This window comes from Pseudonocardia terrae (assembly GCF_021343995.1).
In the GTDB taxonomy this organism is placed as follows: Bacteria; Actinomycetota; Actinomycetes; order Mycobacteriales; family Pseudonocardiaceae; genus Pseudonocardia; species Pseudonocardia terrae.
Window position 1 is genome coordinate 1 of the sequence record NZ_JAJTTE010000154.1, and the last position, 1094, is coordinate 1094.

Genomic DNA, 1094 nt, shown 5'->3' on the forward strand with positions numbered 1-1094 from the left:
ACCCAGTGCTGGAAGTAGTCACCGACGTTGTAGCCGAGGAACGGCAGCATGGCCATCGGGTCCCGGCGCACCTGGCCGAGCCCGCCGGCCGCGGCCGCGGTCTTCTCCGACGACATCGTGGCGCCCATGAAGGTGCCGTGCTGCCAGTCACGGGCCTCGGTCACCAGCGGGACCGTGGTCTTGCGGCGGCCGCCGAACAGGATCGCCGAGATCGGCACACCCTTCGGGTCCTGCCACTCCGGCGCCACGACCGGGCACTGCGAGATCGGCGTGGTGTAGCGGGAGTTCGGGTGCGCCGCATCGGTGCCCGACTCCGGCGTCCAGTCGTTGCCCTTCCAGTCCCTGAGGTGCTGCGGCTCGCCCTCCAGGCCCTCCCACCAGACGTCCCCGTCGTCCGTCAGCGCCACGTTGGTGAAGATCGAGTTGCCCGCCTCGATGGTGCGCATCGCGTTCGGGTTGGTCTTCCAGTTCGTCCCCGGCGCGACGCCGAAGAAGCCGAACTCGGGGTTGACCGCGTAGAGCCGGCCGTCCTCGCCGAAGCGCATCCAGGCGATGTCATCGCCGACGGTCTCCGCGCGCCAGCCCGGGATGGTCGGCTGCAGCATCGCAAGGTTGGTCTTGCCGCAGGCCGACGGGAAGGCCGCCGCGACGTAGTAGGACTTCTCCTCCGGGCTGATCAGCTTGAGGATCAGCATGTGCTCGGCGAGCCAGCCCTCATCGTGCGCGATCGCGGAGGCGATCCGCAGCGCATAGCACTTCTTGCCCAGCAGCGCGTTGCCGCCATAGCCGGAGCCGAACGACCAGATCTCGCGGGTCTCCGGGAAGTGGGTGATGTACTTCGTCTCGTTGCACGGCCAGGGCACGTCCCGCTGCCCCGGCTCGAGGGGCGCACCGACCGAGTGCACCGCCGGGACGAACTTCTCGCCTGCGGGGCCGTCCAGCAACGGCAGCACCGAGGCACCCATCCGGGTCATGATCTTCATGGAGACCACGACGTACTCGGAGTCGGTGATCTCGACGCCCAACATGGGCTCGTCGGCGTCGAGCGGGCCCATGCAGAACGGCACGACATACATCGTGCGGCCACGCATACA

General features: G+C 68.5%; 1 protein-coding gene. It reads right to left on the reverse strand.

Translation table 11 applies throughout. The features are described from left to right. Positions 1 to 1094: phosphoenolpyruvate carboxykinase (GTP) (locus tag LWC33_RS34665; protein ID WP_233308938.1), on the reverse strand; the 1094-nt coding region annotated here is incomplete at both ends.